At 75.4% G+C, this 21889-nt stretch carries 3 protein-coding genes; all 3 read left to right on the top strand.

Annotated features, from left to right (window positions below; translation table 11 throughout):
* Positions 1–11: 11 nt before the first annotated feature.
* The 3 genes from O7628_RS18765 (at position 12) to O7628_RS18775 (ending at position 21867) form a co-directional block, all read left to right on the top strand.
* The gene (locus O7628_RS18765) at positions 12–5789 is read left to right on the top strand and encodes a type I polyketide synthase (protein WP_278132330.1); all 5778 of its coding nucleotides are present in this window, start codon (positions 12–14) and stop codon (positions 5787–5789) included.
* Between the two features lie 1263 nt (positions 5790–7052).
* Positions 7053–17081, top strand: coding sequence for a type I polyketide synthase (locus tag O7628_RS18770; RefSeq protein WP_278136349.1), 10029 nt, complete (start codon positions 7053–7055; stop codon positions 17079–17081).
* A gap of 61 nt (positions 17082–17142) precedes the next feature.
* Entirely contained in the window at positions 17143–21867 is a 4725-nt protein-coding gene (locus O7628_RS18775) for a type I polyketide synthase (protein ID WP_278132332.1), read from the top strand.
* Positions 21868–21889 lie beyond the last annotated feature (22 nt).

The following is a 21889-nucleotide window of genomic DNA, read 5'->3' on the forward strand; positions in this document are numbered from 1 at the left end:
AGGGCCGGCAGGTGACCGCGAACGAGGACCGGATGCGTGAGTACCTCAAGCGGGTCACCGCCGAGCTGGCCGGGACGCGGCGACGCCTGCGCGAGCTGGAGGACAGCGCGCGTGAGCCCATCGCCATCGTGGGCATGAGCTGCCGGTTGCCTGGCGGGGTGAGCACGCCCGAGGACCTGTGGCGGCTGGTCGAGGCTGGCACCGACGCGATCTCCGGCTTCCCCGACGACCGGGGCTGGGACGTCGGGAGGCTCTACGACCCGGATCCGGACTCGACTGGCACGAGCTACGTGCGCGAGGGCGGCTTCCTCTACGACTGCGCCGAGTTCGACCCGGAGTTCTTCACCGTCTCGCCCCGCGAGGCGCTGGCCATGGACCCGCAGCAGCGGCTGCTGCTGGAGGCCGCCTGGGAGACCTTCGAACGGGCGGGGATCGCCCCCGACTCGGCCCGCGGCACCCGCACCGGGGTCTACGTCGGGGTGATGTACGACGACTACGGCAGCCGGCTGTCGGAGGTCCCGAAGGACCTGGAGGGCTACCTGGTCAACGGCAGCGCGGGCAGTGTCGCGTCGGGCCGGATCGCGTACACCCTGGGGTTGCGGGGGCCGGCGGTGACGGTCGACACGGCCTGCTCGTCGTCGCTGGTCGCGTTGCACCTGGCCGTGCAGGCGCTGCGGTCGGGCGAGTGTGAGCTGGCCCTGGCGGGCGGGGCGACGGTGCTCGCCACGCCGACGATGTTCGTCGACTTCGCCCGGCAGCGCGGTCTCGCCGAGGACGGCCGTTGCAAGGCGTTCGCGGACGCCGCCGACGGGACCGGGTTCGGCGAGGGCGTGGGGATGCTGCTGGTGGAACGGCTCTCGGACGCGGTCCGCAACCGTCGTCAGGTGCTGGCAGTCGTGCGGGGCAGCGCGGTCAACCAGGACGGGGCGAGCAACGGCCTGACCGCCCCGAACGGTACGGCCCAGCAACTGGTCATCCGGCAGGCGTTGACCAACGCGGGGCTGGCCGCGGACGAGGTGGACGCGGTGGAGGCACACGGCACCGGCACCCGGCTGGGCGATCCGATCGAGGCGCAGGCGCTGCTGGCGACGTACGGCCAGGGCCGGCCGGCGGACCGGCCGCTCCTGCTGGGATCCCTGAAGTCCAACATCGGCCACACCCAGGCCGCAGCAGGGGTCGCCGGGGTGATCAAGACCGTGCTGGCGCTGCGTCACGCGCGGCTGCCCCGGACCCTGCACGTCGATCGCCCCTCGACCCGGGTGGACTGGTCGTCGGGCGCGGTGCGGCTGCTGACCGAGGGGCGGCCCTGGCCCGAGCACGGCGACCGGCCCCGCCGGGCCGGGGTCTCCTCGTTCGGCGCGAGCGGCACCAACGCGCACGTCATCCTGGAGAGCGCCCCCGGTGCGGCGGCGGGGGCGACCGGGGCGACGGACCTTGCGGCCCCGCCGGCATCCGTCGCCCACCATCCGGCCTCGGCCTCGGCCCCGGCCCCGGCCCCGGCGGCGACGGTGCCCACTGCCCACGAACCGGCGGGGACGGCCGGCGACGACCCCGTCTGGGTCCTGTCCGGCCGGACCGAGGCGGCCCTGCGCGAGCAGGCTCGGCGGCTACACGCCCACCTGACATCCCGGACCCGGCCGGAGCCCGCCGACGCCGTGGCCCGCGCGCTGGCGCGCTCCCGCACCGCGTTCGCGTACCGGGCCGCCGTGCTGGGCCGGGACGACACCGCGCGGCTCGACGGCCTCCACGCGCTCGCGGCGGGCCGCAGCGCTGCGGGGCTCGTCACCGGGCGGGCCGTGCCGGAGCGGCGCGTGGCCTTCCTCTTCACCGGGCAGGGCAGCCAGCGACCGGGCGCGGGCCGGGAGCTGTACGCCCGGCATCCCGCCTTCGCGCAGGCCCTGGACGGCGTCCTCGCGGAACTCGACCGGCACCTGGACCGGCCGCTGCGCGCCGTCATGCTCGCCGAGCCGGGCACCGAGGCGGCGGCGCTGCTGGACGACACCGCGTACACCCAGCCCGCCCTGTTCGCGCTGGAGGTGGCGCTGTTCCGGCTGGTCACGAGCTGGGGGCTGCGGCCTGACGCCCTGCTGGGCCACTCGGTCGGGGAGATCACCGCGGCGTACGTCGCGGGCGTCCTCACCCTGCCGGACGCCGCCCGGCTGGTGGCGGTGCGCGGTCGACTCATGGCGGGCCTGCCGGCCGGCGGTGCGATGGCCGCGCTCCAGGCCGCCGAGAGCGAGGTAGGCCCCCTGTTGGCGGGACGGGAGGGCGAACTGTCGATCGCAGCGGTCAACGGGCCGCAGGCAACCGTGATCGCGGGCGACGAGGCGGCCGTCGAGGAGCAGGTCGCGCTGTGGCGTGACCGGGGCCGCCGGGCCAGGCGACTGCGGGTCGGCCACGCCTTCCACTCCGCACGGATGGACGGGATGCTCGCCGAGTTCGAGAAGGCGATGGGCGATCTCCGGGCCGGCGAGCCGTCGATCCCCGTGGTCGCCAACGTCACGGGGGCGATCGCGTCCGGCACCGACCTCCGTACGGCCGGGTACTGGGTCCGGCACGCCCGCGAGCCGGTGCGTTTCCTCGACGGCATGCGTGCGCTGCGGGCCGAGGGCGTCGACACGTTCGTGGAACTCGGCCCGGACGGAGTGCTCACGGCGATGGCGCGCGACTGCCTGGCGGATCCCGCCGACCCGGTGGATGTCGCGGACGCCGCCGAGCCCGCCGGGGCCGCGGAGCCCGACCGTCCCCTGCTGTTCCTGCCCACCCTGCGCCGGGACCGCGACGACGCAGTGGCCGTGCGGGAGGTCCTGGCAGCCGTCCACGTGCACGGGCTTCCCGTCGACCCGGTCGCGCCGCTCGGCGACGGCCCGCTCGCCACCGACCTGCCCACCTACCCGTTCCAGCGGTCCCGCTACTGGCTCGACCCGCGCCCCGGTGCACGCGACCTGACCGCCGTGGGCCTCGACGTGGCCGGGCACCCGCTGCTCGCCGTCGCCGTGGACCTGCCCGACGGCGCCGGCACGGTCTGGAGCGGTCAGCTCTGCGTGCGGACGCATCCGTGGCTCGCCGACCACAGCGTGTGGGGGCGCACGGTGGTGCCGGGGACCGCGCTGCTGGAGATCATGCACCGGGTGCGCGCCGAGGTGGGCTGCACCCGGGTCGCGGAACTGACCTTCGAGGCGCCGATGGTGCTGGCCGACGACGGGGGCGTCCGCGTGCGGGTCGTCGTCGACGGACCAGACGCCGACGGGGCCCGCCAGGTCCGGATCCACTCCGCACCGGTGGGGCCCGAGCCTCCCCACTGGACCCGGCACGCCTCGGGCCGGGTCGACAGCGCCGCGCCGGGGCCGGCCGCCGGCCCACCCGCGTGGGACGCCGGCCCTGGCAGCAACTGGCCGCCCGAGGGGGCGGAGCCGGTGGGCGTCGAGAGCGAGTACGAGCGCTTCGCCGACAACGGCATCGGATACGGCCCCGCCTTCCGAGGGCTGCGCGCCGTGTGGCGTCGCGGGAACGAGACGTTCGCCGAGGTCCGGCTCCCCGAGGAGTACGCCGCCGAGGCGGGCGACTACACCGTCCATCCGGCACTGCTGGACGCGGCCCTGCACGCGATCGTCTTCGGTGACCAGTTTCCCGGTGGGGCACACGGGATGCTGCCGTTCGCCTTCACGGACGTGCGGGTGTTCACCTCCGGCACCGACCGGCTCCGGGTGCGCATCGCGCCCGCCGATGCCGACTCGGTCTGCGTGACCGTCGCCGACGGCGACGGGACGCCGGTCCTCGCCGCAGCCACCCTGGCGTTGCGCCGGGTCGCCGCCGACCGGATCGCGGCGGCCGTCACCGGCCAGGCACCGCTGTACCGGTTGGAGTGGTCCGCCGTGCAGCCCGCCCCGGTGGCCGCCGGGGCGCGGTTCGCGGTCGTCGGCGCGGACGCCCCGCTGCCGTCCGATGCACTGGGGGCCGGGGTGCCCGTCCAGGCGTACCCGGACCTGGGCGCGCTGGGCGGCGCGCTGGCCACCAACGGGGCACCGGGCCACGTGCTCGTCGACTTCCGCCGCTCCGACGGCCCGGCAGGGCGGCAGCCCGGTGACGTGGGTGCACGGACCCGACGGGCGCTGGCCGTCGTCCAGGAGTGGCTCGCCGACGACCGTTTCACCGGCTCACGGCTGGTCGTGCTCACCAGCGGAGCCGTGGACGCCGGGACAGCCGTCACCGATCCGGCCGCCGCCGGGGTGTGGGGCCTGCTGCGGGTCGCCCAGACCGAGCATCCGGACCGGTTCGTCCTCGTGGACACCGACGACCACCCGGATTCGCTGCGTGCCCTCCCCGGGGCGATCGCTGCGGGCGAGCCGCAGCTGGCACTGCGGGCCGGCACGGCCAGCGTTCCGGGCCTGGTGCGGGCGCCGGCCGGCACCGGTGCCGCCCCGCCGTGGGCCGCCGCCGGCACCGTCCTCGTCACCGGGGGCACCGGCATGCTCGGCGGCGCGGTGGCCCGGCACCTGGTCCGCCGGCACGGGGTCCGCCGCCTGCTGCTGGTCGGCCGGCGCGGGCCGGACGCCCCCGGGGCGGCGGCCCTGACCCGGGAACTGGAGGAGCTGGGAGCGTCCGTCCGCGTCGCCGCCTGCGACGTCGGCGACCGTGGCGCGGTGACGCGCCTGTTGGCCGGGGTTCCCGCCGCGCATCCGCTCACCGCGGTGGTGCACTCGGCCGGCCTGCCCGACGACGGCGTGCTGACCGCACAGACCGGCGAGCGGGTCGCGGCGGTGCTCCGCGCCAAGGCGGACGCGGCGGTCAACCTGCACGAACTCACCCGGCATCTCGACCTCACCGCCTTCGTGCTGTTCTCGTCGGTCGCGGGGACGATCGGCAGCGCCGGGCAGGCCGGGTACGCCGCCGCGAACGCCTTCCTCGACGCGTTCGCGAGCTGGCGGCAGGGCCAGGGGCTGCCCGCCACCGCCCTGGCGTGGGGGCCGTTGGACGGCGGGATGGCCGCCGGCCTCGGCGCTGCGGACGTGGCGCGGCTGCGCCGGTCCGGGCTCGTGCCGCTCGGCGTGGACGACGCGCTCGTCCTCTTCGACGCCGCCTGCTCCCGACCGGCGGCGGCGTACCACCCCGTCCGCCTCGATGCGGCGGTGCTGCGGTCCCACGCCGCCGACAGCGCGGTGCCCGCCGTCCTGCTGGGTCCGAGCCGTGCGCGCCCGAGGGGCGGTACGCCGGGAAAGCCTGCCGAAGCCGCCCTCGCCGCGCTGCTGACCGGCAGGTCGGCGGCCGAGCGTACGGCGATCCTGACCGACCTGGTCCGGGCGGAGGCCGCCGCCGTTCTCGGACATGGTGAGGCGGCGATGCTGAGCACGCAGCGGGCCTTCCGCGACGCCGGCTTCGACTCGCTCACCGCCGTGGACCTCCGCAACCGGCTCGGCGTGGCCACGGGCCTCAGCCTGCCGGCCGCCGTCGTCTTCGACCACCCGACTCCGGCGGCCCTGGCTGCCTATCTGCGGACCGAACTGGACCGCCGGTCGCCCACCGGGCAACAGTTCCCGACGGACGCCGCCGGCGTTCTGGCCATGCTCGACCGCCTGCGGGACGGAATCGCGACGGTCGTCAGGGACGACGCCGACCGGACCCGCGCAGCCGACCTGTTGCGTGTCCTGCTCGCCGAGGTCGGCAGGCCCGTCCCGGGTCCGCCCCGCGACACCGACGGCGGCTCCGGCGGCGAGGTCGGCGACCGCCTCCGGACCGCCTCCGACGAGGAACTGTTCGACCTGCTCGACAGCGATTTCCGACTGGCGTAGCGCCGGCCGGAGCACTGCCCGCTCGAATCGACCGACCCGGAAAGACACTCGGATCACAGGGGGAGCGCCGTGTCTGTCAACAACGAAGACAAGCTTCGCGAGTATCTGCGTCGTGCCATGGCTGATCTCCATGAGTCCCGCGAGCGGCTGCGGCAGTACGAGTCCGCTGCTGCTGTGGATGATCCGGTGGTGGTGGTGGGGATGGGTTGTCGTTTTCCGGGTGGGGTGGTGTCTGCGGAGGGTTTGTGGGATTTGGTGTTGGGGGGTGGGGATGCGGTTTCGGGGTTTCCGGTGGATCGGGGTTGGGATGTGGAGGGGTTGTTTGATCCGGTGCGGGGTGTGGTGGGGAAGTCGTATGTGCGGGAGGGGGGGTTTGTGTATGACGCGGGGATGTTTGATGCGGAGTTCTTTGGTGTGTCGCCGCGTGAGGCGGTGGCGATGGATCCGCAGCAGCGCTTGTTTTTGGAGGTGTCGTGGGAGGCGTTGGAGCGTGCGGGGATTGATCCGTTGGGGTTGCGGGGTTCGCGGACGGGTGTGTATGTGGGGGTGATGGGTCAGGAGTATGGGCCGCGGTTGGTGGAGTCGGGTGGCGGGTTTGAGGGTTATTTGTTGACGGGGACGTCGCCGAGTGTGGTGTCGGGTCGTGTTTCGTATGTGTTGGGGTTGGAGGGTCCGTCGATTTCGGTTGATACGGCGTGTTCGTCGTCGTTGGTGGCGTTGCATTTGGCGTGTCAGGGGTTGCGGTTGGGTGAGTGTGATGTGGCGTTGGCGGGTGGGGTGACGGTGATTGCGGCGCCGGGGTTGTTTGTGGAGTTTTCTCGGCAGGGTGGGTTGTCGGGTGATGGGCGGTGTCGGGCGTTTGCGGGTGGTGCGGATGGGACGGGGTGGGCGGAGGGTGCGGGGGTGGTGGTGTTGGAGCGGTTGTCGGTGGCGCGGGAGCGTGGTCATCGGGTGTTGGCGGTGGTGCGGGGTTCTGCGGTGAATCAGGATGGTGGGTCGAATGGTTTGACGGCGCCGTCGGGGGTGGCGCAGCGTCGGGTGATTGGTGCGGCGTTGGTGGCGGCGGGTTTGGGTGTGTCGGATGTGGATGTGGTGGAGGCGCATGGGACGGGGACTCGGTTGGGGGATCCGATTGAGGCTGAGGCGTTGTTGGGGTCGTATGGGCGGGGTCGTGTGGGTGGGGCGTTGTTGTTGGGTTCGGTGAAGTCGAATATTGGTCATACGCAGGCGGCTGCGGGTGTGGCGGGTGTGATCAAGATGGTGATGGCGTTGCGGGCGGGGGTGGTGCCGGCGACGTTGCATGTGGATGTGCCGTCGCCGTTGGTGGATTGGTCGTCGGGTGGGGTGGAGTTGGTGACCCAGGTGCGGGGTTGGCCGGTGGTGGGTCGGGTGCGTCGTGCGGGTGTGTCGGCGTTTGGGGTGTCGGGGACGAATGCGCATCTGATTTTGGAGCAGGCTCCGGAGTTCGACGATCCTGCCGATTCCGATTCCGATACCGATGCCGTTGATGGCGGCGGGGGCGGTGTCGGCAGGAGCTTGTCGGTGGTTCCGGTGGTGGTGTCGGCTCGTTCGGTGGGGGCGTTGCGGGCGTATGCGGGTCGGTTGCGTGAGGTGTGTGTGGGTCTTTCCGATGGTGCCGGTTTGGTGGATGTGGGTTGGTCGTTGGTGTCGTCGCGGTCGGTGTTCGAGCATCGGGCGGTCGTGTTCGGTGGGGGTGTGGAGGAGGTTGTTGCTGGTCTCGGGGCGGTGGCTTCTGGGGCGGTGGCTTCGGGTTCGGGTGTGGGTTCGGTGGTGGTGGGTTCGGTGGCGTCGGGTGTGGCGGCTGGTGGTGGTCGGGTGGTGTTCGTGTTTCCGGGTCAGGGTTGGCAGTGGGTGGGTATGGGGGCGGCTCTGTTGGATGAGTCGGAGGTGTTCGCTGACTCGATGCAGCAGTGCGGGCGGGCGTTGTCGGAGTTTGTGGACTGGGATTTGTTGGAAGTGGTGCGCGGCGGGGCGGGTGACGGGTCCTTTGCTCGGGTTGATGTGGTGCAGCCGGTGTCGTGGGCGGTGATGGTGTCGCTGGCGCGGTTGTGGATGTCGATGGGCGTGCTGCCCGACGCGGTGGTGGGTCATTCGCAGGGTGAGGTTGCCGCGGCGGTGGTGGCGGGCGTGTTGAGTGTGACCGATGGCGCTCGGGTGGTGGCAGTTCGGTCGCGGGTGATTGGTGAGGTGTTGGCCGGTGGTGGTGCGATGGTGTCGGTGGGGTTGCCGGTGGCGGTTGTGCAGGATCGGTTGTTGGGGTGGGGTGGTCGGTTGGGTGTGGCGGCGGTGAATGGTCCGTCGTTGACGGTGGTGTCGGGGGATGTGGATGCCGCCGTGGGGTTTGTTGGTGAGTGTGAGCGGGATGGGGTGTGGGTGCGGCGGGTGGCGGTGGATTATGCGTCGCATTCGCCGCATGTGGAGGCGGTGGAGGCGACCCTGTCGCGGTTGCTGGATGGTTTGTCCCCGGGGCAGGGCCTCGTGCCGTTTTATTCGTCGGTGGTGGGTGGTCTGGTTGATGGCACGGGTTTGGATGGTGGGTATTGGTATCGGAATTTGCGTGAGCGGGTGTTGTTTTCGGATGTGGTGGGGCGGCTTGCCGCAGACGGGTTCTCGGGGTTTGTGGAGTGTTCGGGGCACCCCGTCCTGGCCGGCGGGGTGTTGGAGTCGGCGGCGGTGGTGGACCCGAACGCGCGGCCGGTGGTGGTGGGGTCGTTGCGCCGTGATGATGGTGGGTGGGGTCGATTCTTGACGTCGGCGGGTGAGGCGTTCGTCGGCGGCATCAACGTTGACTGGAAGAGTGTGTTCGCGGGGACGGGCGCACGGTTGGTTGACCTGCCGACGTATCCGTTCCAACGACGCCACTACTGGGCACCGACGCCCACCAACCCCGCCACCCGTCCCGCTACGGGCGATACCACCACCGCCGACCCGGTGGGTGGCCTGCGGTATCGGATCACCTGGAAACCGCTGCCGACCGACGACCCCCGACCCCTCACCAACCGCTGGCTGCTGATGGTGCCCGAGGCGCTGGCCGGTGACGGGGTGGTGGCGGGCGTACGGCAGGCGCTGGCCGCGCGTGGCGCCTCCGTCGAACTGCTGACCGTCGGCGTCGCCGACCGGGCCGGCCTTGCCGCGCTCCTGACCTCCGCCGCCCCCGGCGACCCGGAGGCGACCGGCCCGGCCGGCGTGGTCTCCCTGCTGGCGCTCGCCGAGGGCGCGGACGCGTGCCACCCGGCCGTACCGCTCGGCCTGACCGCCTCGCTCGCCCTGATCCAGGCGTTGGCGGACGCGGGGACGCAGGCCCGCCTCTGGGCGGTCACCCGGGGGGCCGTCGCCGTGTCCTCGGGCGAGGTGCCGGACGCCGGGCAGGCCCAGGTGTGGGGGCTCGGCCGGGTCGCGGCCCTCGAACTGCCGGACCGATGGGGCGGGCTGGTGGACCTGCCGGCGCTCACCGGGGAGCGCGCCTTCGCGCAGCTCGCCGACGTCGTGGGCGGCGCGAACGGCGAGGACCAGGTCGCCGTACGGGCCTCCGGCGTCTACGGTCGACGCCTCGTGCGTTCCCGCGCCACCGTCACGTCCGGCGACTGGCCGGCCCGGGGCACCATCCTCGTCGTCGGGGACACCGGCCCGGTCGCCGCGCTCCTGGCCGGCCGCCTCCTCGGCGACGGGGCGGCGCACGTGGTGCTCGCCGGCCCGGCCGCCGCGTCCACCGTCGGGCTCACCGGCGGGGCCGACCGGGTGGCCCTGGTCGACTGCGACCCGAGCGACCGGGACGCACTCGCCGGGCTGCTCGGCGCGTACCGGCCCACGACGATCGTGGTGGCTCCGCCCGCCGTCGCGCTCACCGCCCTCGCCGAGACCACGCCGGAGGACTTCGTCGCCGCCGTCGCCGCGAAGACGATGACGGCAGTGCACCTCGACGCCCTTGCGGCGGAGGCGGAACTGGAGCTCGACGCGTTCGTCGTCTTCTCCTCGGTCTCCGGCACCTGGGGCGGCGCGGGGCACGGCGGCTACGCGGCGGGCACCGCCCGGCTGGACGCGCTGGTCGAGGAGAGGCGGGCCCGTGGCCTGCCCGCCACGGCGATCGCGTGGACGCCGTGGGCCGACGCGACCACAGGCGCCGGCGGGCGGGCACCCGATGCCAGCGCCGGCGGGCACGAACCCGACACGAGGGCCGGGGGCCCCGACCGCGAACTGCTGCGCCGGGGTGGCCTCACCCCGTTGGACCCGGGGGCCGCGCTGGACGTGCTGCGCGGGGCGGTGGCGCGGGGCGAGGGCCTGGTGACCGTGGCCGACGTCGACTGGGCGCGGTTCGTCGCCTCGTACACCGCGGCCCGGCCCACCACACTCTTCGACGAACTGCCCGAGCTGCGGGCGACCCGGGAGGCGGAGCACACCCCGGCCGTGGACTCGTCGGCCGGCGGCGAACTGGTCCGTGCCCTCAGCGGCCGGCCCGCGGCCGATCAGCACCGGACGCTGCTGCGGCTGGTCCGTGCGCACGTCGCGGCCGTCCTGGGGCACGACGAGGCCGAGGCGGCCGATCCGGACCGGGCGTTCCGGGAACTCGGCTTCACCTCGGTGACGGCGGTGGACCTGCGGAACCGGCTGAACGCGGCCACCGGGCTGAACCTGCCGGCGTCCGTCGTCTTCGACCATCCCAGCGCCCGGGTGCTGGCCGCGTACCTGCGTGCCGAGCTGCTCGGGCCGGAGGCCGACGAGGACACGGCGGAGGCCGTCGCCCCGCCGTCCGCGCCGGCCGGGGCGGGCGACGACGAGCCGATCGCGGTGATCGGGATGGCCTGTCGGTTCCCGGGCGGGGTCGACGCCCCCGACGACCTGTGGGACCTGCTGGCGAAGGGCCGCGACGCCATCTCCAGGTTCCCCACGAACCGGGGCTGGGACGTCGACGGCCTGTACGACCCGGACCCGGAGGCGCCCGGCCGCACCTACGTCCGCGAGGGCGGCTTCCTGCACGACGCGCCCGACTTCGACGCCGCGTTCTTCGGGATCTCGCCCCGCGAGGCCCTCGCCATGGATCCCCAGCAGCGCCTGCTGCTGGAGACCACGTGGGAGTCCCTGGAACGGGCCGGGTTGGACCCGACCGCGTTGCGCGGCACCCCGACCGGGGTGTTCGTGGGGACCAACGGCCAGCACTACATGCCGCTGCTGCGAGACGGCGCGGACGACTTCGACGGCTACCTCGGCACCGGCAACTCGGCCAGCGTCATGTCCGGCCGGCTCTCCTACGTCTTCGGCCTGGAGGGCCCGGCGGTGACCGTGGACACCGCCTGCTCCGCCTCCCTCGTGGCGCTGCACCTCGCGGTGCAGGCGCTGCGCCGGGGCGAGTGCACGCTGGCCCTGGTCGGCGGGGCCACGGTGATGTCGACGCCGGACATGCTGGTGGAGTTCTCCCGGCAGCGGGCGATGTCGCCGGACGGCCGGTCGAAGGCGTTCGCCGCCGCCGCCGACGGGGTGGCGCTCAGCGAGGGCGCCGCCATGATGGTGGTGCAGCGGCTCGCCGACGCGGAGGCCGCCGGGCACGAGATCCTGGCCGTGGTCAAGGGCTCGGCCGTCAACCAGGACGGGGCCAGCAACGGCCTCACCGCCCCGAACGGGCCCTCCCAGGAACGGGTCATCCGGCAGGCGCTGGCCGATGCCGGCCTGCGGCCGGACCAGGTGGACGCGGTCGAGGCGCACGGCACCGGCACCGCCCTGGGCGACCCCATCGAGGCGCAGGCGCTGCTCGCCACGTACGGCCGGGACCGGCCGGCTGACCGGCCACTGTGGCTCGGCTCGCTGAAGTCCAACATCGGTCACACGCAGGCCGCCGCCGGCATCGCCGGGGTGATGAAGGTGATCCTGGCGCTGCGGCACGACACGCTGCCGCGCACGCTGCACGTGGACCGGCCGACGCCCCGGGTGGACTGGGCTTCCGGGGCGGTGTCGTTGCTGACCGAGCCGGTGCCGTGGCCGCCGGGCGACGAACCCCGCCGGGCGGCGGTGTCCTCGTTCGGGATCAGCGGCACCAACGCCCACGTGATCGTCGAGCAGGCGCCGCCGGTGGTGCGGGAACCGATCGACCACGAGGCGGACGAGGTCACCGTCCCGCTGTTCCTGTCGGCCCGGGGCAGCGCCGCGCTCTGCGCCCAGGCGGCACGGCTGCGGGCCCGGTTGATCGAGGAACCCGACCTGGACATCGCCGAGGTCGGCTACACGCTGGCGGCGACCCGGGCCCGCTTCGAGCACCGGGCCGTGGTGATCGGGGAGAGCCGCGCGGAGGTCGGCGACGCGCTTGCCGCGCTCGCCCGGGGCGAGGAGCACCCGTCGCTGGTGCGGGGGCGGGCCGGCGCGAGCGACCGGGTCGCGTTCGTCTTTCCCGGCCAGGGCTCGCAGTGGGCCGAGATGGCCGACGGCCTGCTCGACCGCTCCCCGGCCTTCCGGGCGAGCGCGTCGGCGTGCGACGAGGCGCTGCGGGCGTACCTCGACTGGTCCGTGCTGGACGTGCTGCGTCGCGTGCCGGACGCGCCTGCGCTGAGCCGGGTCGACGTGGTCCAGCCGGTGCTGTTCACGATGATGGTGTCGCTGGCGGCGGCCTGGCGGGCGCTGGGCGTGCACCCGTCCGCCGTGGTCGGCCACTCGCAGGGTGAGATCGCGGCGGCCCACGTGGCGGGCGGCCTCTCGCTGGACGACGCGGCGCGCATCGTCGCCCTGCGCAGCCAGGCGTGGCTGCGGCTGGCCGGGCAGGGCGGGATGGTGGCGGTGACGCTCCCCGTCGACGTGCTCCGCGCCCGCCTGGCGCGGTTCGGCGACCGGCTGTCCGTCGCCGCGGTCAACAGCCCCGGTACGGCGGCGGTGAGCGGCTACCCCGACGCGCTCGCCGAACTCGTCGACGAGCTGACCGCCGAGGGCGTGCACGCCAAGGCGATCCCGGGGGTGGACACGGCCGGGCACTCCGCGCAGGTGGAGGTGCTGAAGGATCACCTGATGGCGGCCCTCGCCCCGGTGTCGCCCGGCAGCTCGCAGATCCCCTTCTACTCGACCGTCACGGGCGGCCTGCTGGACACCGCGCTGCTGGACGCCGCCTACTGGTACCGCAACATGCGCGACCCGGTGGAGTTCGAGCAGGCGACCCGGGCGATGCTCGCGGACGGGCACGAGGGGTTCCTGGAGCCCAGCCCGCACCCGATGCTGTCGGTGTCGTTGCAGGGCACCGCGGCCGACGCCGGGGTCGCCGCGACGGTGCTGGGGACACTGCGGCGCGGCAAGGGCGGCGCCCGCTGGTTCGGCATGGCGCTCGGGCTCGCCCACGCCCACGGGATCGAGATCGACGCGGGTGTGCTCTTCGGAACCGACTCGCGCCGGGTCGACCTGCCGACGTACCCGTTCCAGCGCGAGCGCTTCTGGTATCACCCGCCGGCCGCGCGCGGGGACGTGGCCTCCGCCGGGCTCAGCGGCGCCGACCATCCGCTGCTGGGCGGGGCGGTCGAGCTGCCTGACCGGGGCGGCCACGTGTATCCGGCCCGGCTCGGCGTCCGACACCACCCGTGGCTCGGCGAGCATGCCCTGCTGGGCGCGGCGATCCTGCCCGGGGCCGCGTACGCCGAACTCGCCCTGTGGGCCGGGCGGCGTGACGGGGCCGGCCGGATCGAGGAGCTGACCCTCGACGCGCCGCTGGTGGTGACCGACGAGTCGGCGGCGCAACTGCGGCTCGTGGTGGGCCCGGCGGACGCGGAGGGGCGCCGGCAGCTCACCGTCCACTCGCGCGCCGACGGCGCGGACGCGGACACCGCGTGGACCCGGCACGCGCAGGGCACCCTCGTGCCGGCCGACGCCGACGCCGCCTGGAGCGGGGAACCGGGCGCGCCCTGGCCGCCGGCCGGGGCCGAGCCCGTCGAGGTGGCGGGCCTGTACGACCGGTTCGCCGACCGGGGCTACCAGTACGGGCCGTCGTTCCGGGGGGTCCGGGCCGCCTGGCGGGCCGGCGACACGGTGTACGCCGAGGTGGCCCTGCCCGTCCCGCAGCCCGGGAGCCCGCGCTTCGGCGTCCACCCGGCGCTGCTCGACGCGGCGTTCCAGGCGATGAGCCTCGGCGCGTTCTTCCCCGAGGACGGGCAGGTCCGGATGCCGTTCGCCCTGCGGGGCGTGTCGTCGTCCGGGGTCGGGGCCGACCGGCTGCGGGTCACCATCAGCCCGGCCGGTGCCGAGGCGGTCCGGATCGCCTGCGTCGACGAGCGGGGCAACCCGGTCGTGGTGATCGACTCCCTGGTGGCGCGCGCGGTGCCGGTGGAGGCGCTCACCCCCGGCACCCCCGGCACCCCCGGCACCCCCGGCACCCCCGGCGCCGGGGACGGCGCGCTGCACCACGTCGCCTGGACCGCCCGGCCGGAACCGGGGGTCGCCGCCGTGCAGCGCTGGGCGGTCGTGGGCGCGGCCGATCCCGGGCTGACCGGGGGCCTGGACCGGGCGGGCGGCCTCTGCGGGGCGTACCCCGATCTCGCCGGTCTGGTCGCGGCGGTGGCCGAGGGGGCGGCGCTGCCCGACGTGGTCGCGGTGCCGGTCCCGTCGGGCGCGCCGGTCGGGCCCGACGCGGTGCGCGCCACCGTGCTCGGCGCCCTGGACCTGATCCGGGCCTGGCTCGCGGTCGAGGGCCGGCTGGGGCTGGCCAGGCTGGCGTTCGTCACCACCTCGGCGGTGGCGGTCGGCGACGGCACCGAGCACGTGGACCCGGTGTCGGCCGCCCTGTGGGGGCTGGTGCGTTCCGCCCAGTCCGAGGAGCCCGGCCGGTTCGTCCTCGTCGACCTGGACGCCGACCCGGCCAGCGCCTCGGCCCTGCCCGCCGCGCTCGCCGCCGGGGAGCCGCAACTGGCCGTTCGCGCCGGGGCGGTGCACGTGCCCCGGCTGGTTCGGCACCGACCCCGCCCGGACGGCCCACTGACGCCCCCGGCCGGCGCCGCGTGGCGGCTCGCCGCCGGTGGGCAGGGCACCCTGGAGGGCCTGGCGCTGGTCCCGGCCCCGGACGCCGAGGCGCCGCTGGCCCCCGGGCAGGTCCGGGTCGCGGTGCGCGCCGCCGGAGTGAACTTCCGGGACACCCTCATCGCGCTCGGCATGTACCCGGGCACGCCGGTGCTGGGTGCCGAGGGGGCCGGGGTGATCACCGAGGTCGCGCCGGACGTGGCCGGCTTCGCCCCCGGCGACCGGGTGCTGGGCATGTGGACCGGCGGCCTGGGTCCGGTGGCGGTCGCCGACGCCCGGATGCTCGCCCGGGTTCCGCGCGGCTGGTCGTACGCCGAGGCCGCGTCGGTGCCGGCCGTCTTCCTCACCGCCCACTACGCGCTCACCAGGCTCGCCGGGATCCGCCCGGGGCAGTCGCTGCTGGTGCACGCGGGGGCCGGCGGCGTCGGCATGGCGACCCTCCAACTGGCCCGGCACCTGGGCGTGGAGGTCTACGCCACGGCGAGCCGGGGCAAGTGGGACACCCTGCGTGGCCTCGGCCTGGACGACGCGCACATCGCCGACTCCCGCAGCCTCGACTTCGCCGGACGGTTCCTGGCCGCCACCGGGGGGCGCGGCGTCGACGTGGTGCTGAACTCCCTTGCCGGGGACTTCGTGGACGCGTCCCTGCGGCTGCTGCCGCGCGGCGGCCACTTCCTGGAACTGGGCAAGGCCGACGTCCGCGACCCCGACCGGATCGCGGCCGACCACCCGGGGGTCGGCTACCGGGCGTTCGACCTCGTCGAGGCTGGTCCGGAGCTGGTCGGGCAGCTGCTCGGCGAGCTGATGGAGCTGTTCGCCGCCGGGGCGCTCAGCCCGCTGCCGCTGACCGTGCGGGACATCCGGCGGGCCCGGGAGGCGTTCCGCCTGATCAGCCAGGCCCGGCACGTCGGCAAGGTGGTGCTGACCATGCCGCCCGCGTTCGGCGCGTACGGCACCGTCCTGGTCACCGGCGGCACCGGGACGCTCGGCGGCGCCGTCGCCCGGCACCTGGTCGCCCGGCACGGCGTACGGCACCTGGTGCTCGCCGGCCGCAGCGGCCCGGCGGCGGACGGGGCGTCCGCGCTCGTCGACGAGCTGACCGCGTCCGGCGCGTCGGTGACCGTCGTCGCCTGCGACGCCGCCGACCGGGTCGCGCTGCGCCGGCTGCTCGACGGCATTCCGGCCGCGCACCCGCTCACCGCCGTCGTGCACGCTGCCGGCGTCCTCGACGACGCCACCATCACCGCGCTGACCGCCGGGCAGGTGGACGCGGTGCTGCGGCCCAAGGCCGACGCGGTGGTCAACCTGCACGAGTTGACCCGGGACCGGGAGCTGTCCGCGTTCGTGCTGTTCTCCTCGGCGGCGGCCCTGTTCGGCAGCCCCGGGCAGGGCAACTACTCGGCGGCCAACGGCTTCGTCGACGCGTTCGCCCAGTACCGCCGCGCGCAGGGGCTCCACGCGGTGTCGCTGGCCTGGGGCCTGTGGGCCGACAGCAGCCGGATGGCCGGGCACCTCGACCAGGAGGGGATGCGGCGTCGGATGGCGCGCGGCGGCGTGCTGCCGCTCACCACCGACCAGGGCCTCGCCCTGTTCGACGCCGCGCAGCTGGTGGACGAGGCGCTCCAGGTGCCGATCCGGCTCAACGTCGGCGCGTTGCGGGCCGCCGGGAAGGTCCCCGCGCTCCTCGCCGACCTGGTGCCGGCGGCGGCGTCGGGGGCCCCGGCCGCCACCCCGACCCGGGACGACGCGGACCACACGCTCGCCGACCGGCTCGCCGGGCTGACCGTGGCCGAACAGCGGGAGCTGATGCTGGAGAGCGTGCGCGGACACGCGGCGGCCGTCCTCGGACACGCCGACCCGCAGGCCGTCGACGCCGACCGGGCCTTCCGGGAACTCGGCTTCGACTCGCTGACGGCGGTGGAGCTGCGCAACCGGCTGGCCACCGCGTCCGGGCTGCGCCTGCCGGCGACGCTGGTCTTCGACCACCCCACCCCGGAGGCGCTGGCGGAGCACCTGCTCGCCGGGCTCGCGCCCGAGCAGGCCCGGGCCGAGTTGCCGTTGCTGGCCGAGCTGGGCCGGCTGGAGGCGGCCCTGGCCGCCACCGACGGGGCCGCCCTCGACGGGCTGGACGACCTGGTGCGCCGGGAGGTCGGCGTCCGGATCGCGGCGCTGGCCGCCAGGTGGGGCGCGGCCGGCGACGACGTGGCCGGCAGCGACGGCGGCGGGACGGCCGACGCGCTGGAGTCCGCTGACGACGACGAGATCTTCGCGTTCATCGACGAGCGGTTCCGCGCCTGACAATCCCGCGTACGCGGGGGACGGGGTGGACGGGACCGACGGTCAGGAGGGACGAGGCGGCATGTCGAACGAGCAGAAGCTCCGCGAGTACCTGCGGTTGACCACCACCGAGCTGGCCAGGGCCACCGACCGGCTGCGCGCGGTCGAGGCGCGGGCGCACGAGCCGATCGCGATCGTCGGCATGGCCTGCCGGTACCCCGGCGGGGTCGGCTCACCGGAGGAACTGTGGGAGCTGGTCGCCTCGGGCACCGACGCGATCTCCCCGTTCCCCGACGACCACGGCTGGGACGGCGACGCGCTGTACGACCCGGACCCGGAGGCGGCGGGCCGCACCTACTGCCGCGAGGGCGGGTTCCTCGCCGGGGTCGGCGACTTCGACGCCGCGTTCTTCGGCATCTCGCCCCGCGAGGCGCTGGCCATGGACCCGCAGCAGCGCCTGCTGCTGGAGACGTCCTGGGAGGCGCTGGAGCGGGCCGGGATCCCCCCGGACTCGCTGCGCGGCAGCCGTACCGGGGTGTGCGTCGGGGCGTGGCACGGCGGCTACACCGACGTCGTCGGGCAGCCCCCGGCGGAACTGGAGGGCCACCTGCTGACCGGCGGGGTGGTCAGCTTCACCTCGGGGCGGATCTCGTACGCGTTGGGCCTGGAGGGGCCCGCGTTGACGGTGGACACCGCCTGCTCGTCCTCGCTGGTGGCCCTGCACCTGGCGGTGCGGGCCCTGCGGCAGGGCGAGTGCGACCTGGCGTTGGCCGGCGGGGCGACGGTGCTGGCCAGCCCGGCGGTGTTCGTGCAGTTCTCGCGGCAGCGGGGGCTGGCCCCGGACGGCCGGTGCAAGGCGTTCGCCGACTCGGCGGACGGGTTCGGGCCGGCCGAGGGGGTCGGCATGCTGGTCGTGGAGCGGCTGTCGGACGCCGTCCGCCACGGGCGTCGGGTGCTGGCCCTGGTCACGGGCACGGCGGTCAACCAGGACGGGGCGAGCAACGGCCTCACCGCCCCCAGCGGCCCGGCGCAGGAGAAGGTGCTGCGCCAGGCGCTCGTGGACGCCCGGGTGACGGCCGCCGACGTCGACGCGGTCGAGGCGCACGGCACCGGCACCCGGCTCGGCGACCCGATCGAGGTGCGGGCCCTGATGAACGTGTACGGTGCCGGCCGGCCCGCCGACCGTCCGCTCTGGCTCGGTTCGCTGAAGTCCAACATCGGCCACACCCAGGCGGCGGCCGGGGTCGGCGGGGTCATCAAGACGGTGCTGGCGATGCGGCACGGCGTCCTGCCGCCCACCCTGCACGTGGACGCCCCGACCACCGAGGTCGACTGGTCCGCCGGCCAGGTGGCCCTGCTGCGGGCGGAGACCCCGTGGCCGGACACGGGCCGCCCGCGCCGCGCCGGGGTCTCCTCCTTCGGGGTGAGCGGCACCAACGCGCACGTGGTGCTGGAGCAGGCCCCCGGGCCCGCCGCCGCCCCGGCGGGTGACGCCCCGCCCGCCGAGACCCGGCCCGTCGGCGACCCGCCGCCGGTCGTACCGCTGGTGTTGTCCGCCAAGTCGCAGCCGGCGCTGGCCGGGCAGGCCCGCCGGCTGCGCGACCTGCTGGCCGCAGCGCCGGAGACCGACCTCGCCAGCGCCGGACTCGCCCTGGCCACCGCGCGGTCGGTGTTCGACCACCGGGCGGTGGTGACGGCCACCGGGCGGCCGCAGGCGCTCGACGCGCTCGACCTGCTGGCCGGCGGCGAACCCGGGCCGGCGGTCACGACCGGCGTCGCCGCCCCCACCGGGCGCACCGTGTTCGTCTTTCCCGGGCAGGGGACGCACTGGGCCGGCATGGGTGCCGACCTGCTCGACCAGTCACCGGTGTTCGCCGAGTCGATGCGACGGTGCGAGCAGGCGCTGTCGGCGTACACCGACTGGAGGCTCGGCGAGGTGATCCGGGGCGCGGCCGGCAGCCCGCCGCTGGACCGCGTGGACGTGCTCCAGCCCGTCTCCTGGGCGGTGATGGTGTCGCTGGCGCAGGTGTGGCGGTCGCTCGGCGTCGAGCCGAACGCGGTGGTCGGCCATTCCCAGGGCGAGATCGCCGCCGCGGTGGTCTGCGGCGCGCTGACCCTGCCGGACGCGGCCCGGGTGGTCGCGCTGCGGTCCCAGGTCATCGGTCGGGTGCTCTCCGGTCGCGGCGGCATGGCGTCCGTCCAGCTGCCGGCCCGAGAGGTCGCGGGGCGGCTGGCCGCCTGGGCGGGCCGGCTCGACGTCGCGGCCGTCAACGGGCCACAGTCGACCGTCGTGTCCGGTGTCGCCGACGCGGTCACCGAACTGGTCGAGGCGCTCGCGGCCGAGGGCGTCCGGGTACGGCGGATCCCGGTGGACTACGCGTCCCACTCGACGCAGGTGGACCGGCTGCGCGCCGAGCTGCTCACCGTCCTGGGCCCGGTCGACGCCCGTCCGGCGCAGGTGCCCTTCTACTCGACGGTGCAGGGCGGGCGCGTCGACACCGCCGGCCTGGACGCCGGCTACTGGTACCGCAACCTGCGGGGGCAGGTCCGCTTCGAGGAGACCGTGCGGGTGCTGCTCGACGACGGGCACCGCGCCTTCGTCGAGGCCGCCGCGCACGCCGTCCTCGTACCCGCGATCCAGGAGCTTGGGGACAGCGCCGGCGTCCGGGTGGTGGCCGTGGGGTCGCTGCGCCGGGAGGCGGGCGGCCTGGACCGGCTCCTGGCCTCGGCGGCCGAGGCGTTCACCCAGGGGGTCGCCGTGGACTGGTCCCGGGCTCTGGCCGGGGCCGCGCGCGTCGCCGTGGACCTGCCCACATACGCGTTCCAGCGGCAACGCTACTGGCTGGAGCCCGCCGCGCAGGCGGACTCCGGCCCGGCCGGGGACGGCTGGCGCTACCGGGTCGGCTGGCGGCGGCTTCAGCGCACCGGCGCCGCGCCGGCCGACCGGTGGCTGCTGGTGACCGGCCCGGCGCAGGCGGCGGAGCTGGTCGAGGCGGTGCGCGACGCGCTCACCGCGCGGGGCGCCGAGGTGCGCCTGGTGACCGTCGAGCCGACCGGCACCGACCGGGCCGCGTGCGCGGCGGTGCTCACCGCGGCCGGTGCGGGCGGGGCGACCCGGGTGCTGTCCCTGCTCGGCACCGATCGTCGCCCGCACCCCGACCACCCGGCCGTGTCCGTCGGCGCCGCCGCGACGCTGCTGCTGACCCAGGCCGTCGCCGACGCCCTGCCGGCCGCCCGGCTGTGGGTCGTCACCCGGGGCGCGGTCTCCGTCGGGCCCGGCGAGACCGCCGACGAGCGCCAGGCGCAGGTCTGGGGGTTCGGCCGGGTCGCGGCCCTCGAACTGCCCCGCACATGGGGCGGGCTCGTCGACCTGCCCGCCGACGCGGACGGCCCGGTGTGGGAGGCGTTCGTGGACGTGCTGGCCGGGGACGAGGACCAGGTCGCGCTCCGCGGCCCGGTCGGGTACGGCCGCCGGCTCCGGCGCGCCCCCGCGCTACCCGCGAAGCGGCGGTACCGGCCCAGGGGCACCGTCCTGGTCACCGGCGGCACCGGCGCGCTCGGCGCGCACGTGACCCGGCGGTTGGCCGCAGGCGGGGCCGCGCACCTCGTGCTCACCAGCCGGCGCGGGGCCGACGCCCCCGGTGCGGCCGGGCTGGTCGGGGAACTCCGGGCGCTGGGCGCCGAGGTGACCGTCGCGGCCTGCGACGTCGCCGACCGGGCCGCCGTGGCGGCGCTGCTCGCCGGGCTGCCCGCCGACGCGCCGCTGAGCGCGGTCTTCCACACCGCGGGCGTGGCGCACTCGATGCCGATCGGCGAGACCGGGCTCACCGACGTCGCCGAGGTGTTCGCCGGGAAGGTCGCCGGAGCCCGCCACCTCGACGAACTCACCCGGGGGCACGACCTGGACGCGTTCGTCCTGTACTCGTCGAACGCGGGCGTGTGGGGCAGCAGCGGGCAGAGCGCGTACGGGGCGGCCAACGCGGCCCTCGACGCGCTCGCCGAACGGCGGCGCGCCGCCGGGCTGACCGCCACCTCCGTCGCCTGGGGCCTGTGGGGCTCCGGGGGCATGGGCGAGGGCGACGCCGAGGAGTACCTGAGCCGCCGGGGCCTGCGGCCGATGCCTCCCGAGCGTGGCGTGGACGCCCTCCTGGCCGCCCTGGACCGGGACGAGACCTTCATCGCCGTCGCCGACGTGGACTGGAAGCTGTTCACGGCCGGGTTCACCGCGTTCCGGCCCAGCCCGCTGCTCGGCGACCTCCCGGAGGCCCGCGCGACGCTGGCCGACGCCGGACCCGCGGGCTCCGACCTGCCGGCCTGGCACGCCGCCGCGAGCCCCGACGAACGCCGCCGGGGCCTGCTCGACCTGGTACGCCGGCAGGTCGCCGCCGTCCTCGGCCACCCGGGGCCCGAGCACGTCGGCCCCGACGCCGCGTTCCGGGAGATCGGATTCGACTCGCTGACCGCCGTCGACCTGGCCAAGCGGCTCAGGGCGGCGGTCGGCGTGCCGCTGTCCGCCACCCTCGTCTTCGACCACCCCACCGCGACGGCGGTCGCCGAGCACCTGGCCGGGCTGCTCGGTCCCGCGCCGGCCGGCGGCGACCCGCGCGAGGCCGAGGTGCGCCGGGCCCTGGCCGACCTGCCGCTGGCCCGGCTGCGGGACGCCGGCCTACTGGACGGCCTGCTTGCGCTTGCGGGGCTGGACACCGACGCGGTGCCGGACGGGCCCGAGCCGGCTCCCGGCGACGCCATCGACGAACTCGATCCAGAGGAGCTGGTGCGCCGGGTGCTGGACAACGCCAGCTCCTGACCCGTTCCCTCTTCCCCCCGAG

Origin of the sequence: Micromonospora sp. WMMD956, from assembly GCF_029626125.1 — a bacterium.
Taxonomy (GTDB): domain Bacteria; phylum Actinomycetota; class Actinomycetes; order Mycobacteriales; family Micromonosporaceae; genus Micromonospora; species Micromonospora carbonacea.

Coding starts and splice junctions, on each gene's coding strand:
- O7628_RS18770 (WP_278136349.1), top strand. CDS start 7,053: ATGGCGTTGCGGGCGGGGGTGGTGCCGGCGACGTTGCATGTGGATGTG.
- O7628_RS18775 (WP_278132332.1), top strand. CDS start 17,143: ATGTCGAACGAGCAGAAGCTCCGCGAGTACCTGCGGTTGACCACCACC.